Below are 17,288 nucleotides of genomic sequence, written 5' to 3'. Positions count from 1 at the left end.
GACCGCGGGCTGATTCAGTGCGGTGTTGCGGCGCCTCCTGCGCGAGCTTCCTGCGTGCCGCGCGCACCGGACTGAGCCAGCGCGATCCGATATTCTTCGTTGAACAATGCCGCGACGTGGGCAGCGCCCGCCGCACCGGCTGCACCATGGCCCCACAGGAACGCACGGCCGGACAGCGCCGCATGGGCGCCGCGGTGCAGCGCCCGCAACACGTCCACGCCGTGGCGCATGCCACCATCGACCAGCACCGTCGCGCGGTCACCGATGCGCTGGACGATGGCCGGCAGCGCATCCACCGCAGCTGGCGAGGCATCGAACTGACGTCCGCCATGGTTTGAAACCAGCACGCCATCCATGCCCAGCTGAACTGCGCGCTCCGCGTCATCGGGATGGAGGACGCCTTTGACCACCATTGCGCGTGGCCAGGCCTCGCGTAGGCGAGCCAGTGCGTCCCAGGTCATCGGCCCGGCCATCTGCTGGAAGACATAGGTCGCCAGATCCTGCGTACTCGGCTTGGGACCAACGTAGGGCTCGAAATTGCCGAAGCGCGGCTGGCCGTGTCGCAGCATGTCCAGCGCCCAGCGGGGCGCGCGCACGACATCCAGCACGGTCCGCACGCGCGGTTTGAATGGCACGACCAACCCGTTGCGTACATCACCCGCACGCTTGGCCCGCACCGGCACGTCCAGCGTCACCACCAGCACGCGTGCGCCGGCATGGTCGGCGCGGCGGATCAGGTCCAGGGACACGCGGTGCTGATTGGCCGGAACACCATAGAGCTGGTACCAGAACACATCCGGCGCGAGTTGGCCGATGCGCTCGATCGTGGAATTGCCGACCGACGAATAGGTATAGGGAATGTTCGCCGCTTGCGCCGCGGCGGCCAGGGATTCATCTGCGCCGCTGCGCAGCAGCCCGGCCAAGCCCATCGGCGCGATACCGATCGGCATGGCGTAATGACGACCGAACAGGTCCACACCGGTATCCACGCCCGCCACGTCCAAGCCATAGCGCGGGGTGATCTGGACCGCGTCCAGCGCCGCACGGTTACGCAGCAGGCAGACGTCGTCGCCGAGTCCGCCAGCGACGAAATCGTAGGCAAATCGCGGGGCACGCCGACGTGCCCCGCGCTCCAGGTCATCAATGGCTGGATAGCGGCGGCGAAGCGAGGCCGCGGCGCCACTCAGGCCACCAGTGCCCCACCCGCGCGTCGCATGAGGGGCTGCAGGCGTCGTCATGCCCAGGGCCTGCTCAGTACTCACAGAGGACGTTGACCAGCGCCTGGCGCCCCCCGCGGACTGCCTCCACCGCGCGCGCAAGCGCGGCTGGGAGTTCGTCGGCGCGTTCGACGCGAATGCCCAACCCGCCGCTGGCTTCCACCGCATGTTCAAAGCGCGGTGATGGCGACAAGTCGGCCAGCATGCGATGTGCTTCCTGCGAGGCATGCCCATCGCGGTACATCGCCTTGGTTGAATTGCGCACCGCGCCGTAGAGGGCGTTGTTGAAGATCACCGTCAACACCGGAAGGGCGTGCGCCTCGCTCACCCAATGACAGGCTGTCGGATTGGCGAAGATGTAGGCACCATCGCCAAGCGTGGCCACCACCAGCTTGTCCGGCGCAGCCAGTTTTGCGCCAAGTGCCGCGCCCAGGCCCCAGCCCAGGCCACCGGCCGGGCTTAGCCCAAAGTAAGTGTTCGGCTGGGTCTGTGGGAACTGCTGCTGGCGCAGCGGATATTCGTTGACGATGATCGCTTCATCGCCAGCCGCCTCGCGAAGGCAGGCGCTGATCCATTCTGGAGTGATCGCCCCGGACGGTTGTGCGGCAGCCAGTCGCCACTGGCTGCGCAGTTCGGCGGTCTTCTTGCTGCACCGTTCGGTGCGCGACTGCACGATTTCCTCTGCGATACCGCCCATGGCGTCGATGGCATGGGTAAGCGAGCGCAGCAGCACCTCGGTCATGCCGGATAACGCAAGATCGGTGCGGAAGCTGCGCATTGGGTACCGCACGTACGCCGGGTCTTCGCCTAGATGGGCGACACGGCAATCGGCCGGCGGCGCCTGCACCGCCGGCACCCATGGCACGTCGCAGTCCAGCGCGATGATCAGGTCGGCTGTGGCCACCAGCGGCGCCGGGTCATAGCCGGCAAACAGCGGGTGGTCGGTGGAGATGTTCTGGAAACGCGGGTGGAACACCGCGACTGGAATGCCGAAGCGCTCGGCAAAAGTGGCGAGCGCCTCGAAACCCGCGGTGGTGCGACCGGCGCTGGCGGTGACGAGCACCGGTCGCTCGGCCTGACGGATCCAGCCGGCCAGCGTCGCGATGTCCTGGGGATCCGGAAGCGGCGGCGACGGCGCTTTCAGCGGCTGCGGTGTCGACAGGTGCTCGCCCACCGACTCGGCCAGCACGTCGCGCGGCAGCGTGACGTAGGTCGGCCCGCGCGGCGAAGTCATCGCGACTTGCAATGCCCGCTGCACGATATCGCCCGCCTGCTCAGGCAGGTGCAGTTCGTAGTCCCACTTGACCGCTTCGCGGATCATGCCGGCCTGGTCGAACATTTCCTGCGCCCAGTGGATGTACCGCGTCCGCGTGCCGTGGCGGCTGCGCTCGGAATATGGCGATCGCCCGGCGAACAGCAGCACAGGCGTCAGGTCGCGGCTGGCATCCAGCACGGCGTTGATGGTGTTGGCCGTGCCGACGTTGACGTGGACCATCACCGCCTGCGGCTGGCCGTCGATCATATAGCTGCCGTGGGCCATGGCCACCGCGACGTTCTCGTGCGGAATGACCATCGGCCGGGGCATCGGCGTGCCGGCGCCGGCCGCCCTGGCGAAAGCCTCCGCGATCGGCGGAAAATCGGTGCCGCCATTGGCAAAGAAATAGCGCACGCCGGCTCGCGCCAGGCTGCTGACGAACAGATCGGCGGCGCTATCCGCGCACGACGATATGCCCGCTTTCGCGGTCCCATCGGACATCACACCCTCCCGGTGTCGACGCACGTGGCGTGCGTCTGTTGGCGTTCTCATCACTCCGCCACACCTGGCAGCAGAGAGTTGACGGATCGACTCTACAAAGAGGGGTCCGATCAGAACAAGTAATGATTAATTATCCACAACATCAGATTGGATGATCCACCATATCGACCGTGACAGACCCCGCCGGGCGTCCACGGCGCCATATCACCAAGGCAGCCATGCGTTACCTTGTCCAACCGATGGACCCCATTTCCTTTTGCGACCAACACGTTGCCCTCGGCTCACATTCGGTCTTCGTCCGGCGCTGGCAGGCAGTTGAATCCGGCGCCGCGCAGGCGCCCTTCCTGCTGTTCCATGAATCGCTGGGCTGCACGACGATGTGGCGGGACTTTCCCTCCCAGCTGTGTGCGGCGACAGGGCGCGCTGTGATCGCCTACGACCGCATCGGCTACGGGCAGTCGACTCCATCCAGGCGCCGCCCGAACCGTGGCTTCATCACCGATGAGGCGGAAGGCACCGTGTTGCCACTGTTGGAAGCGCTGCAGGTCGACCGATTCATCGGCTTCGGCCACAGCACCGGCGGGTCAATGGCGCTGGCTGCTGCCGCCCAGTTGGGTGAGCGCTGCGTCGGCGTCGTGTCCGAGTCAGGCCATGCTTTCGTCGAGAACTGCACGCGCCGTGGCGTCGAGGCTGCGCGCCTGCGTTTCCAGGACCCTGCGCAGTTTGGACGACTCGAGCGCCACCACGGCTGCCGGGCACGTTGGGTGCTCGACACTTGGATCGAAACCTGGCTTTCTCCCTGGTTCGACGATTGGAACCTTGACCAACTTCTGACGCAGATCGCCTGCCCGATCCTGCTGCTTCACGGGTCGAAAGATCCTTATGGAACGATCGATCAGGCACATCATGTGTCGGCCTTAGCAAACGGCCCAACGACTGTCGTCTCGATGCACGATTGCGGGCATACGCCCCATCTGGAGGATCCGGCCGGCACAACCTCCCATTCAACGCATTTCGTCAATCAATTGCGTTTCCAGTCGTGAGGTCAATCTCCATCGCAAAGCTTCGAGATTGCTCTTCCTCATCGCCTCAAGGCCCCTGACAACGGGAGCGCCGAGCGCGGTCTCGCCACGATCCGCAGTGCACGCCATCCGCTGACCCCAAAGCGCGCTCTCAAGCGGACACCCTCGCCTGCTTGGTCGTATCCCGTAGGAGGCGGCGTGGTCAGTGAGCAGATTGACCGGGGGTGAAGGTAAGCCTTAGCGGCAGAGCGAGTCGCGCATACCCGGCACTTCAGTCCTGAGCTGATTTCGAGGTTCCCGCTCGCGCGAACGCGTGCCCGGCTCGCTCAAGCATGCACGGCCCGCGGCCATGTGCGCTGTCGTTTGCGATTGCGGCAATCACAATGCGGCGGAATCTGGTGCCCCGGACTGCTCCTAGGCCACGCCGGCAACGGCGGCCCCGCAACTAATGTACAATAATTTCAGTTATTTCTGAAATAACAGGATTCCGTGATGCACGACCTCCCTCCCTCGATCCAGCGCTTCATCCTTCACTTCGGTGAAATGGGGAGCCGTTGGGGCATCAACCGCACGGTCGGCCAGATCTATGCGCTGCTGTTCCTCTCGGATCGGCCGCTGACGGCCGATGAGATCACCGAGACCCTGGGGATGTCGCGCTCGAATGTGAGCATGGGGCTGAAGGAGCTGGATGCGTGGAATCTGGTGCGCAAGCGTCATCTCCCCGGCGACCGACGCGACTACCTCGAGGCGCCCGACGACATCTGGCAGATCGTACGCACGCTGGCCGAAGAACGCCGCCGTCGCGAGATCGACCCGACCCTGACGCTGTTGCGGGACGTGCTGCTGGAGAAGCCTGCCTCCACCGCGGAGCGGCACGCACAGGCCAAGATGCGGGAAATGCACGAGTTCATCGAGCTGCTGACGTTCTGGCTGGACGACGTGCGCAAGCTGGATGACCAAAGCTTGCGCCAGCTCTTGACCCTGGGTCGTGGCGTCTCGCGGATCCTTGAGCTCAAGAACAAGGTCAGTGTCCTGCGCAAGGCTGCGCCGGAACGCGACGGGACGGGGAAGACTTGATGGACGCCCTGTTACTCGCACGCGCGCAGTTCGCGTTCACCATTTCGTTCCATTTCATCTTCCCGGCGTTTTCCATCGGTCTGGCCAGCTTTCTGATGGTGCTCGAAGCGCTGTGGCTGCGCACCGGCAGCGGGGTCTACGCCAACCTCTACCGCTACTGGCTGAAGATCTTCGCGGTGGTGTTCGGGATGGGCGTGGTCTCTGGCATCGTGATGTCCTACCAGTTCGGCACCAACTGGTCGGTGTTCTCTGCCAAGGCCGGTCCGATCATCGGGCCGCTGATGGCCTACGAGGTGATGACGGCGTTCTTCCTGGAGGCGGGATTTCTGGGAGTGATGCTGTTCGGCATCTCCAAGGTGGGCCCGAAGCTGCATTTCTTCGCCACCTGCATGGTGGCGCTAGGCACCCTGATCTCGGCGACCTGGATCATCAGCGCCAACAGCTGGATGCAGACGCCGACCGGCTATGCCATCAACGCTGCCGGGCAGTTCGTGCCGGCCGGATCATGGCTGCCGATCATCTTCAACCCGAGCTTCCCTTATCGCCTTGTCCACACCGTCATTGCCGCGTTCTTGACCACCTCCCTGGTCGTGGGCGGCGTGGGCGCCTGGCATCTGCTGAAGGACCGCGGCAATGCCGGCGCACGCAAGATGTTCTCGATGGCGATGTGGATGGTGGCCATTGCCGCGCCAATCCAGATCCTGGTGGGCGATGCGCATGGCTTGAACACGCTGGAGCACCAGCCGATGAAGGTCCTGGCCATGGAGGGTGACTACCACCCCAGCCCGCAAGGCGCGCCATTGATCCTGTTCGGGCTGCCAGACAACGATGCAGCCAAGGTCCACGCAGAAGTGGCCATTCCCAAGCTTGGCTCGTTGATCCTCAAGCACGACCCGAATGCGCCCCTGCCCGGGCTGACCGACTATCCACGCGAACTGTGGCCGCCAACGCCGGTGGTGTTCTGGTCGTTCCGGATCATGGTCGGGCTGGGAATGGCCATGCTGGGGCTTGGGCTGTTCAGTCTGCTGGCGCGTGCGCGCAAGCGCCTGTATGCCTGGCCCTGGCTGCATCGTGCGGCGGTGGCCATGGGGCCTGCCGGATTCGTGGCTGTCATCGCCGGCTGGGTGACCACCGAGGTGGGCCGTCAGCCCTTCACCGTCTACGGCCTGCTGCGGACGGCCGACTCGGCCTCGCCGCTGCATGCACCGGCCCTGGCGGCATCGCTGCTGGCTTTTGTGATCGTGTATTTCTTTGCCTTCGGCGCCGGGACTTACTACCTGCTGCGCCTGATGTCCAAACCACCGCGGCCGCATGAGAGCGAGCCGGATCGGGTCCCCCAGCACGCAGCCGGCATCACCCCGGCCGCCGGGGTCCAACGGCTTCCGGGAGAGCACTGAGATGGAGGGCATCGATCTGACGGTGGTCTGGGCGGGCATCATTGCCCTTGCGGTATTCGCCTACGTCGTGATGGACGGTTTCGACCTGGGCATCGGCATTCTGTTCCCCAGTTTTGCCGTCGGCGAGGAGCGCGACCAGGCGATGAACTCCATCGCCCCTGTCTGGGATGGCAACGAGACCTGGCTGATCATGGGCGGCGGCGGGCTGATGGCCGCCTTTCCGGTGGCCTACGCGATCATCCTGCCAGCCACCTATCCATTGGTGATCGCCATGCTGCTGGGCCTGGTGTTCCGTGGGGTGGCCTTCGAGTTTCGCTGGCGTGATCCGCGACACCGCGCGTTCTGGGACTGGGCGTTCTGCCTGGGCTCGATCACGGCCACCTTTGCCCAGGGCGTCATGCTGGGCGCCATCCTGCAAGGCATTGACGTCGAAAACCTCGCGTATGCCGGTGGCTGGCTCGACTGGCTCAGTCCGTTCTCCCTGATGACCGGCTTCGCCTTGTTGGCCGGTTACGCACTGCTGGGCTCGACCTGGCTGGTGGGCAAGACCGAAGGCAGCGCCCAATCTCATGCCAGGCGACTGGCTTCCTGGCTGCTCGTCGTAGTGCTGCTCGCCATTGCCGCGGTCAGTGTCGCCACACCGTTCCTGGATCTTGAATATGCGCGTCGCTGGATGGCCATGCCCAACGTCCTGCTCACCGCGCAGGTGCCGCTGCTCACGCTGATCGCCGCGTTCGTATTGTTTCGCAGCCTGCGACGCGGCCGCGAACGTGTGCCCTTCCTCATGGCGCTGGCATTGTTCCTGCTGGGCTTCATCGGGCTGTTGATCAGCGTTTTCCCGTATGTCGTGCCAGGATCGATCAGCATCTGGGAGGCCGCCGCTCCGCTCGGGAGCCAGAGGTTCATGCTGTTCGGCGCGGCGACCATCATCCCCGTGATCATTGCGTACACCAGTTGGTCCTACTGGATCTTCAGGGGAAAGGTCGGCACGGAGGGATACCACTGATGCAACGGATCCACTCCCCCCTATGGAAGCGCCTCGCCTGGCTGGCAGGCATCTGGTTAGCCAGTGTCCTGGTGCTCAGCGCGGTTGCCGGCGTGCTGCGCTTGTGGCTGTTGCCTTGACTTGGGGCGGCTCTGGGCCGGGGTTCGGGCATTACCTGCTCCGGTCGCAGGCACGCGCCAGGTGCGGCGAATGCTGGCGGCACATCATGCTTCGCACGATGCGCAGTACGCTGGGTCATGTTCATCCAGTCGGACAATCCATGGATTCGGACGAACAGTGCAGACAAGTGAAAAGCCGGCAAGGTCTCGAACTCCGTCTCGACAAATGCGTCAGCTCGTGCGGCTCATGCGGACAGAGAGTCCTTCAGCAATCAGTGCCAGACGCATGCGCTGTTCGATCTCAGGCAGCAGGGTGTCGGAGGGCATCATCAACAGATAGGAGACACCGCTCTTGGTATCGGCATCTCCCAACCTGCAGACGTTCCCCAGGCGTGAGCCGCACACATCCCGCCAGATTGTGCCCAGCCGGGCTGGCCCTATCGATTGTTGCCGCCCTAGACGCAGAACAAAGCGATGCATATGCACGTGCCTTAGCATGGCCTTCTTGCTGACGCGTACACGTCGGGCTTCAAGGCCGGGGACATGACGAATACTCGGAGATGAATTGCAACGCTCGATCCATGGCCTCGACCTTACACTGATTTCCAAGTGACCCCTGGGAATTCGGAGGGGCGGCGGGGTCCTTGGCCGCTGGTACTCGTACACCAAGACCCCGCGGTTCCTTGACGGCCTGGTCGGCCTGGCGAGGCTCGGGTATCCAGTGGGTGTTCCAGACCATGCTCGGCAAGCATGTCGGTGAGTCGCAGCCTCACGCACCAGAGCAGTTCGGCCGGTGTGTCATCAATGATCTGTTGTGCCAAGGCATCAAACTGAGGCCAGAATCCGGCCGGATGCCGAAGTTTCTCCAACCAGATGGGAAGCATCTGGCTGAGTTGATCAAGCCTCGTCTCCAGCTGCGGGCGGCTACTGTGCATCAGCCCGCTTCCGGAATTTCCACCAACACCTCGTGGCGGGCGCCATCGTCCACCAGGGCAAAACTCGGATCGCTCATCACAACGCCGTCCACCGACATTGAAGCCGTGCCCCCGGCGTGCCGTCGCACGACGATCCGGTAGTTGCTGGCGCCCATCTGGTAGGTCATCTCGTAGCGATCCCAGTGCAGGGGCATGCACGGGGTCATCCGCATGCGGTCGCCCTCCCGGCCAAGGCCGAGCAAGGACTCGGTCAGCAATCGATACATCCAGCCCGCCGCACCGGTATACCAGCTCCATCCACCACGTCCTTGATGAGGAACCGCCGCGTACACATCGGCGGCCATGACGTAGGGCTCGACCTTGTAGCGCTGGAGAGAGACGGCGTCATGGGCGTGATGGATCGGGTTGATCAGGTCGACCATCTCCCAGGCCCGGCGACTGTCACCCAACGCCGCAAACGCCATGGAGACCCACACCGCTGCGTGCGTGTACTGACCTCCGTTCTCCCGCACACCCGGCACGTACCCGCGGATATAGCCAGGATCATCGGTCGTCCGATCGAAGGCGGGCGTCAGCAGCTTGATGAGGCCCGCATCCAGATCCACAAGCTGCGCTTGTACGGCGTCCATCCCTTGCTGGGTGCGCGATCGACGGCCTGCGCCGGACAACACAGCCCAACTCTGCGAGAGCGAGTCAATCTGGCATTCGACCGAGGCTGTGGATCCCAACGGCGTGCCGTCGTCATACCAGGCCCTTCTGTACCACTGCCCGTCCCAGCCGTGCGTCTCCACAGACTCGCGCAATCCTGAGGCTTCGTGCAGGCAGCGATCAGAGAAGGCTTGATCGCCCTGACGAGCGGCGACCGGCGCGAAGCGCTTCAGGGTGTCGTAGAGGAAGAAGGCCAGCCAGACACTCTCGCCCTTCCCCTCCTTGCCAACACGGTTCAAGCCATCGTTCCAGTCTCCGCTCCCGATCAACGGGAGCCCGTGTGTCCCCATACGCAGCAAGCCATGCTGCAGCGCCAGTTTGCAGTGCTGGTACAGCGTCTGAGGCGGACCGAGGGGTCGCGGCGAGTCGTAGTAGGACTCTTCGTCGGCATTGAGCGCACGGCCTTCAATGAAGCCGACTTGTTCTTCGAGCACCGCCACATCGGCAGTGCTGTCCAGGTATCGGCATAGCGCCTGCGGCAGCCAGAGGAAATCATCGGAGCAATGGGTGCGCACGCCGTGGCCTTGCGGCGGATGCCACCAATGCTGCACGTCGCCCTGCACGAACTGCTGGGCCGCACACCGAAGCAGATGCGCGCGTGCCAACGCCGGCCGCGCGTGGACCATGGCCATGCTGTCCTGCAACTGGTCGCGGAAGCCGAACGCACCTCCGGACTGGTAATAGCCGCTGCGCGCCAGGTAGCGGCATGCGATGGTCTGGTACAGAAGCCAACCATTAGCCAGGAGGTTCACGGCCGGGTCCGGCGTGGAAACCTGCACCACGCCAAGCACCTGGTGCCAGTGCTGCCTCACCGCTTCCAATGCCGCCTGCGCGGCAGGCACTCCGCGGACTTGCGAGGCCAGGGAAAGCGCTGCATCGCGCCCGCTCGCTGCACCGAGGCGAAAGACCGTCTCGAAGACCTGACCGGCGGCCAGATCGACCGGAATCTGCAGGGCCGCGCACGAGTCCAGCCCCGCGCCGACCTGCCCCGAAAGCCGTTGACGCCGCAGCGCCGCCGGATCGGCCAGGGAGCCGTTGCGCCCCAAGAATTCACTGCGGTCGCCGGTCACACTGCGGGATGGCGCATCGACATCGAAGAACGCCACACGTCCATCGAACGCGGTGTTGAATGCATTCCAGGCGATGAGCACTCCGCCAGCCAGGTCCAGCTCGGTCGCCACATGAAGCTGCGAGCGCGCACGGATGTCCGCCAGCACCCACTCGACGTATCCGGTTGCGCTCAGGCGACGCGGCTGCCCGGACAGGTTCTCGAGTCGTAGCAGGCTGTACTTGACCGCGCGCTCGAGGTCGACGAAGACCCATAGTTCGCTCGAGATGCCCTGCTCCACATGCCGATAGACGCTATAGCCGAAGCCGTGCCGCACCTCGTAGCGCCCGCGACCTCTGCACGGCAGGGGCGTGGGCGACCAGACCTGTCCGTTCTCCTCGTCGCGAAGGTAGAAGGCCTCGCCACTTGCATCACTGACCGGATCATTGTGCCAAGGCGTCAGGCGAAACTCGTGCGCGTTTTCGGCCCAGGTGTAGCCCGGGTTGCTCTCGCTGACCACGGTCCCGAACTGGGCATTGGCCATCACATTGCACCAAGGCGCAGGCGTGCAAACGCCCTCCTCCAACACGATGCGGTACTCGCTGCCATCCTGGACAAACGCGCCCAATCCATTATCGAACTGGACCACTTCGCCTGGGGCCGCGTCCAAGGATGGGCGGTCGGCATGGGACGCATCTCGATGTTCAAGCCGTGGAGTGGAGTTCGCCGAACTGGGCTGTAGGACGGGTGGAAGCTGCAGGGCCGCCGTCAGTTGCTCAAGCTGGGCCGCAAGCGTGCCGTGCGCGTCATTGAGGATCACCCGCGCGACCGTCTGTAGCAGCACGCGGTCTTCCTGGGCGATGTGCTCGATCGAGCGGACAAAAATGCCCCCCGGACGGTCGAGCACGTTCGCCTCGGGATCAGAAGAAATCAACGCGACAAGGTTGTCTTGCAGCGCCTGGCGATATCCGGCCTGACTTTCGTTCCAGATCACCAGGTCCACCCGTAGCCCCTTGAGCCGCCAGTACGCATGCGTCTGCACCATCTGCCGCGCGAGGTGCGTGCTGTCGCTGTCCGCCACCCTCAGCAGCACGATCGGCAAATCTCCTGAAATCGCATGACTCCAAAGCGCGGACTGACCTCGACGGTTCTGCAGCAGCACGTCTGCGTCCGCGCGCATCTGCGGATCAACGAACAGCACGGCCGCGGCCAGGCGCTCGTAAAGCAGGGCGTCTTCAAGCGACGCATCGATCTGCCGCCGGACCACCTGGCTCTGCGTCAACGCCAGATCGAAGACCCGATCGGCGAGTCGGCGATCGCGATACTTGTCAATCAAACCCTGGCAGATCTCTCGCTGCTCGCCGATGCCATACACCATGTCCACCTGCGCTCGCTGGCCTGGCGCAAGCGCGATCCTGCATCTGATTGCCAGGATCGGGTCCAGCACCGAGCCGACCGTGCCGGACAGTTCATGCGGACCCACCAGCGCCGCGGGCCGGCGTGTCGTGCGTCCCCGGCCCACAAAGGCCGATCGATCTGTCTCATAGGAAATGGAGGCCACGTCGGCATCGTGCACGGCGACCAGGTGAAACATCCACGGTTGCGCTTCATCTTGGGCACGCGGACGCCGGGTACACAGGAGCGACTGCTTTTCGGCCAGCACCTCGGTCTGAATGAAGAGGTTGCTGAAGGCCGGATGCATTTCATCGGCCAATCCAGGCGCCAATACGACCTCAGCGTACGTGGTGATCTCGATGACCCGGGTGACCCGCGAGCGGTTGCGCAGCGTCAGCCTTCTCAGCTCGACGTCGTCCTCAGCCGAGATTGCGATCTCCAGGTGCGTGTCATAGCCGAGATGACTGCCTTTGAACTCGGCCTTGGCATCGGAGAAGATCGCCTCATATCGCTCCACCTCGACGCAGGTGGGCTGATGGGTCGCCGACCAAAACGCGCCGCTGTCGATGTCACGCAGATAACAGAACGTGCCCCAGTGGTCCCGCACGCCGTCCTCGCGCCATCGGGTCACGGCCATGTCACGAGATTTACTGTAGCCGCCCCCGGCGCTTGTCAGCATGCCGTGATAGCGGCCGTTGGATAAGAGTTGCACGACCGGCCGCGCTTGCCCGGGATCCCGGAAGATACGCAACGGTATTCCGAGATCTTCCGGCTTCGCGCTTTCGGTGACCCGAGCCAAGCCCTTGGCGTAGACCCCGCTGAGTTTGGGCGCACGCTCCTGCAACAGCAGGAGCGTCGCCTGGAACTCGGGATCGGCCACGAAACGCTTTTGCATGGGCGCATCGCGCAAGACGTAGTCCAATGCAAGCAAGCTCATGCCCTGGTGGTGCGACATGAACGAACGGACCACGGCGCAGGATTCACCTCGCGGCACACGTGACGGTGTGTAATCAATGGCCTCGTACAGACCAAAGCGGCCACCGAAACCCAGTGCATCCAGGCGCTGCAGGTTCTTGCATGCCGCATCGGGTGCGACCATCAGGGCCATCGCGCTGGCATAGGGGGCAATCACCAGATCCCGGCCGAGTCCCCGCTTCAGGCCCAGGCCGGGGACGCCAAAGGCGCGATACTGGTAGTTCCTGCGCGTATCGACGGTGTTGTAGCCGGACTCGGAGATCCCCCAGGGAACCCCGCGCAAGTCGCCATATGCGATTTGAGCACGTACCGCGCCGGTGGACGTGCGTGCGAGCAGGGTCTGCGGGTAGCTGGGCATGACCAGTTGGGGCATCAGATACTCGAACATCGAGCCGCTCCATGACAGCAGCGTGGGCTCGGTATCGGTGTGGGTCAGGGTGCGGGCGAGTGCGAACCAGCTGTCCTGCGGCAGCTGCCCCTGTGCGATCGCCACGAAATTCCCCAGCCTGGCTTCGGACGCCAGCAGGTCATAGTGGCCCTCGTCCAGTCGTCGCTCGTCGACGTTGTAGCCGATCGACATCAGGTGCCTGGAACGGCTGTAAACCAAGCCGTAGTCCATCAGAGACAGCTGTCCGGCCACATGTGCCAACCGCTCCAGCTGATGGATGTGCTCGCCTGCCCAGGACCTGACGCTGACAATGCCGCTGGCGCGATGCAGTTCCCGAAGGCTGGGAATCCCGCGTGAAACGACGTCTTCCGCCAGCGGGGGCGTTCCAGCCAGCCAGGGCGCGCAATGGAAGAGATCATCACGCGCGGCGCGACACCGCTCGACAAGTCGCACCGACCATTGGCCCTCATGTTCCATCGGCGCTGACCGCTGTGCGGCCACGATGTGTTCGCTTTGCGAGAGCATGGTGGCGAACGCCTCGCCCATCTGGCGCAGGCTCGGCTCCGGCAACGCGCTCACCGAGTTCAGGGTATGGCCGAACAAGGCGATACCGCGTTCGACGGCCTCGCAATGCGAAGCGTGCGAGTCGCGCAACAGGGACAGGGTGTCTGCGAGTCCACTGAAGACGGCCTTGGACACCACCGGTGCATCCACCATCGCGAGCAGGCCTTGCCGCAGCGTGAGTAGATGGCCCGCCAGATTGCCGCTGTCCACGCTGGAGACGTACCGGGGTGGCAATGGAATCAGGGACTGCGTGTCGTACCAGTTGAAGAAGTGGCCGCGGTAGCGCGGTAACTTCTCAAGGGTTGCCAAGCTGTTGGATGTGCGATCGAGCACGCCCGAGAGACTCAGATATCCCAGATCGTAGGCGGCCAGGTTGGCAAGCAATGCCAAGCCGATATTGGTGGGCGAAGTCCGGTTGGCCACGACGGCAACCGGATGTTCCTGCACGTTGTCCGGCGGCAGCCAGTGATGCTGGGCGTTGCAATGCACTTCAAAGAAATCCCAGGTCCGGCACGAAAGCCGCCCAAGGAAGGCCCGCTGCTCGCAAGAAAGCTTGGCACTGGGCGGGCTTGGCGGTAGGCCCAGCCAGCGCATCAGCCAAGGTGCCGCCAGCCATGCAGCCGCCAACGGCAGGGCGACCCACAGGGCGCCAGGCGTCCAAACGGCGATGGCCACGCCGACCATTGCGGCACACAGGCCCACAACCGCCATCTGCCGCAACTCTGGCTGCGACCCGCTCCGCTGGCGTTCCACTTCGCTGGAGGGATTCCACTGCAGCAAGTGACGCCGCGAGACCAGCAGGCGGAACAGCGTCCGCGCGATCGCCAACAGCTGCACGCCCGACTCGTAAGGGAGGCAAGCGATGAGCACCCCGGCCCGTAGCAGCTGCCTGCGCAATGATCCGAATACCTGGACGGCATGGAAACGCATGGACGTGCCAGCCGGCAATCGCAGCAACGCGTATAGCGCCGAAAGCACACTCGGTAGCACCCAGAGCAGCAGCCACCAGCAGGTCCATCGAACCGGCGCGGAAGACCATCCCCAGCCGATCAGCAGCAGCACGATGGCCGCAGGCGACACCAGGCTGCGACGCAGGTTGTCCAGCAACTTGCCTCGCGACAGCCAGGACAGCGGATTGCGTGCGTAGCGGCGCGTCGCGGTCGGCACCCAGGGAAGAAGCCACGGCAGCAGTTGCCAATCGCCCCGCACCCAACGGATGCGGCGCTGGATATCCGTCGCATAGCGCTGTGCGTGGGCCTCGTAAAGCCGGACATCGCTGATCAGCCCGGCCCGCGCATAGCAGCCCTCCAACAGGTCGTGGCTGAGCACCTGGTTCTCCGGAAACCTTCCCGCGACGACCCGCTCGAACGTGGCGACCTCGTAGATTCCCTTGCCGATGAACGAGCCCTCCCCGAACAGGTCCTGGTAGACATCGGACACCATGCGCGTATAGGGATCGATTCCGGGTTCCACGCCGAACATGCGCGCGAAGCGGGACTCGGCGCTGCCACGCATTCCGGTGCCAAGCCCGGGTTGCAGGATTCCGTAACCGGCCTCGACGACCTGGCCGGACGTGTCGAGTCGCGGCGCATTCAACGGATGCGACATGGCGCCCACCAGGATCCGTGCAGCATCGCGTGGGAGCTGGGTATCGCTATCGAGCGTGATCACGTATCGCACATGGGCCAGACCGATCAGATCGCCGCAGGCACGCGCGAACTCGATCAGCGATTGCGCCTCGAGGTCCTCAGCGCTCAGCAGCCGGTTGAGCGCCTCCAGCTTTCCGCGCTTGCGCTCGTGCCCCATCCAGCAGCCTTCAGCGGCATTCCAGCTGCGGTCCCTGTGCAACAGGAAGAAGAGCCCCCCGCGTTCCGGCGCGTAGCGCGCATTGAGCATGCCGATCTGTTCAGCGGCGTGTTCCAGCAGCGCCTGATCGTCAGGTTGCAGCTTCTGGCCTGCGTCAAGAAAATCGGTGAGAAGCGCAAACCGCAGCTGATCGTCCCGATTGGCGAGGTGATGGACTTCCAGCGCCGAGATCAGTTCATCGATCGCCGCCAGGCTGGCGAGCATGCTGGGCATGACCACCAAGGTCCGGCAGTCCGCCGGAATCCCGCTACGCAGGTCCATGCGCGCAAGGGGGACCGGCACGAACACCAGCGCCGCGATCCAGTTGACGATGGCAACCCCCAGCTCGCTCGCGCACAACACGGCCAGGCACACGCATGTCCACCACAGGGCTCCGTTCTCCGACCCAGGCGCCCAGCGCATCAGGACAATGCTCCAGACCCCTGCGATCAACGCGATAGGAAGCAAATAAAGCGCTAACGGCGCTCTGGAGGAGGAAAGTTGTCTGGCGCCGATGTCGGGCTTGCTGCCGATGGCTGTCCGAAGCCCTGCCAGCCCTGCATCCAACAGGTAGTAGCCGACGTGCCCGGCGATCTCCGGAGCGCCCTTTGCGTCGCGTGCAAGCCCGATGGCGACCTGGGCCACCTCGAGCTCGGCCATCCCGGCGCGCTGCGCCAGGCGTTCGACGACGCGTCGGTAGGCATCGCGCGTCTGAAAATCCATGCGCGCATAGACATTTGCCGGATCCTCGCGCAATCGCTGGTCGACAACACTCATGGTCTCGACGAACTCACGCCAATCCATGTTGTTGAGGAAGCGAAAGCTGCCAATGCTGTTGCTGATCGAGACCTGATCGGCCGCCTGTCGCTGGCTCTCCGCGTGAATCAGCTGGTCCAGTCGCTGGCCGTCAGTGGCAAGCCATTGTTCGACCCATGTGCTCACCACATTGAGCAAGGGACCGCGCCCCTGGATGCCGCGCGTCAATTCGGAAACGAAAGCTCCCGTCTTGGGCGGATCCGAACGGGCCAGGTCCGCCACGACGAGCACCACGTGTTCCGGCGTGCGCGCGGCGGTCTCATTGAGAAGGGAAGTCCATGTTTGCGCGAGACGCTGCTGCTCGCCGTCGCGCATGACGATATCGGAGGCGCGGCGGATGTCCTCGATCAAGGCCAACCGCAGCATGATGGGAATGGCCCACAATTCCCCCAGCATCAACGGCGATCGACGTTGATAGGCGGCGATGAAGCGGCTCAGCGTGATCGCGTCTACGCGCCCGTGGCCATGCGCCACGACCAACCTGGCAAGCTCGTAGACGCGTGGCACGCCAATCTCGGACCCCGCCTTCAACCTGGGCAGCTTGCGGCTATATCCGACAGGAAGATGGAGGCCGGCCACCCGCACCTGCTCTTCGACCAGATAGAAGTTGTCGAGTAGCCATTCACCGGCGGGCTGGATTCGCCGTCCATCGGTCGCCGCCTTGGTCAGGCTCGCGGCAGACAGAAACAGGGCGCGCTCGTTGGACTTCAGGCGCGCGAGTAGGAGTTCCCTGCCCTGCTCGCGATGCAGGACATGACTTTGGCCGAGCTGTTCGCCCAAGGCCTCCATCTGCTCGTCGCCAAAGAGCGCATCTCGTATCGAGGCAAGTGAAATCGGGACCTGGCTCGGCGTCGCTTCCCGCGACTTGCGTGCCTCCGAGCGCCAATTCGAAAACGCCGAGAGGAACGTCCTCCAAGGTGGAAGCATGTTTGATACTTCCCTGCAGCGTGAGCGCTGCCAAGGCCCGGATCATGCGCGCTTTGAAACGGTGAGGCGTGAAGAGTTCGACGCCCCACCGTCATTGGTCGCAAACCTCGGTAG

8 protein-coding genes are annotated in these 17,288 nt (G+C 64.2%); 5 read left to right on the top strand and 3 right to left on the bottom strand.

All coding sequences use genetic code 11. From position 1 onward, the window contains the following. Positions 1-14: 14 nt before the first annotated feature. Both PJ250_RS17330 and PJ250_RS17325 read right to left on the bottom strand, forming a co-directional pair. Positions 15-1,238 (bottom strand): alpha-hydroxy acid oxidase, encoded by a 1,224-nt coding sequence (locus tag PJ250_RS17330; protein ID WP_271645843.1) that lies wholly within the window; start codon positions 1,236-1,238, stop codon positions 15-17. A 13-nt stretch (positions 1,239-1,251) separates the two neighbouring features. Continuing rightward, positions 1,252-2,973 (bottom strand): thiamine pyrophosphate-requiring protein, encoded by a 1,722-nt coding sequence (locus PJ250_RS17325; RefSeq protein WP_271645841.1) that lies wholly within the window; start codon positions 2,971-2,973, stop codon positions 1,252-1,254. A gap of 218 nt (positions 2,974-3,191) precedes the next feature. Between PJ250_RS17325 and PJ250_RS17320 the strand changes: the two genes are divergently transcribed. The 5 genes from PJ250_RS17320 to PJ250_RS17300 all read left to right on the top strand — a co-directional run bounded on the left by PJ250_RS17320 (position 3,192) and on the right by PJ250_RS17300 (position 7,594). After that, positions 3,192-4,016: an alpha/beta fold hydrolase gene (locus PJ250_RS17320; protein ID WP_271645839.1), complete on the top strand. Its 825-nt coding sequence runs from the start codon at positions 3,192-3,194 to the stop codon at positions 4,014-4,016. Between the two features lie 471 nt (positions 4,017-4,487). Further along, a complete protein-coding gene (locus PJ250_RS17315; protein WP_271645838.1) occupies positions 4,488-5,072 on the top strand; it encodes a GbsR/MarR family transcriptional regulator in 585 nt (194 codons plus the stop codon). Beyond that, positions 5,072-6,469, top strand: coding sequence for a cytochrome ubiquinol oxidase subunit I (locus PJ250_RS17310; protein WP_271645837.1), 1,398 nt, complete (start codon positions 5,072-5,074; stop codon positions 6,467-6,469). The genes PJ250_RS17315 and PJ250_RS17310 overlap by 1 nt, the downstream gene beginning before the upstream one ends. A gap of 1 nt (position 6,470) precedes the next feature. After that, positions 6,471-7,475, top strand: coding sequence for a cytochrome d ubiquinol oxidase subunit II (gene cydB / locus PJ250_RS17305; RefSeq protein WP_271648688.1), 1,005 nt, complete (start codon positions 6,471-6,473; stop codon positions 7,473-7,475). Further along, on the top strand, positions 7,475-7,594 hold the full coding sequence (locus PJ250_RS17300) for a DUF2474 family protein (RefSeq protein WP_271645836.1): 120 nt from the start codon (positions 7,475-7,477) through the stop codon (positions 7,592-7,594). Before cydB ends, PJ250_RS17300 begins: the two co-directional genes overlap by 1 nt. Positions 7,595-8,507: 913 nt before the next feature. Here the strand turns inward: PJ250_RS17300 and PJ250_RS17295 are convergent. Further along, on the bottom strand, positions 8,508-17,174 hold the full coding sequence (locus PJ250_RS17295; protein ID WP_271645835.1) for a GH36-type glycosyl hydrolase domain-containing protein: 8,667 nt from the start codon (positions 17,172-17,174) through the stop codon (positions 8,508-8,510). Positions 17,175-17,288: the final 114 nt, after the last annotated feature.

The organism is Pseudoxanthomonas sp. JBR18, assembly GCF_028198165.1.
Lineage (GTDB): Bacteria > Pseudomonadota > Gammaproteobacteria > Xanthomonadales > Xanthomonadaceae > Pseudoxanthomonas_A.
Note: the sequence above shows the minus strand (reverse complement) of the source record. Positions and strands in the feature narration are given on the sequence as shown.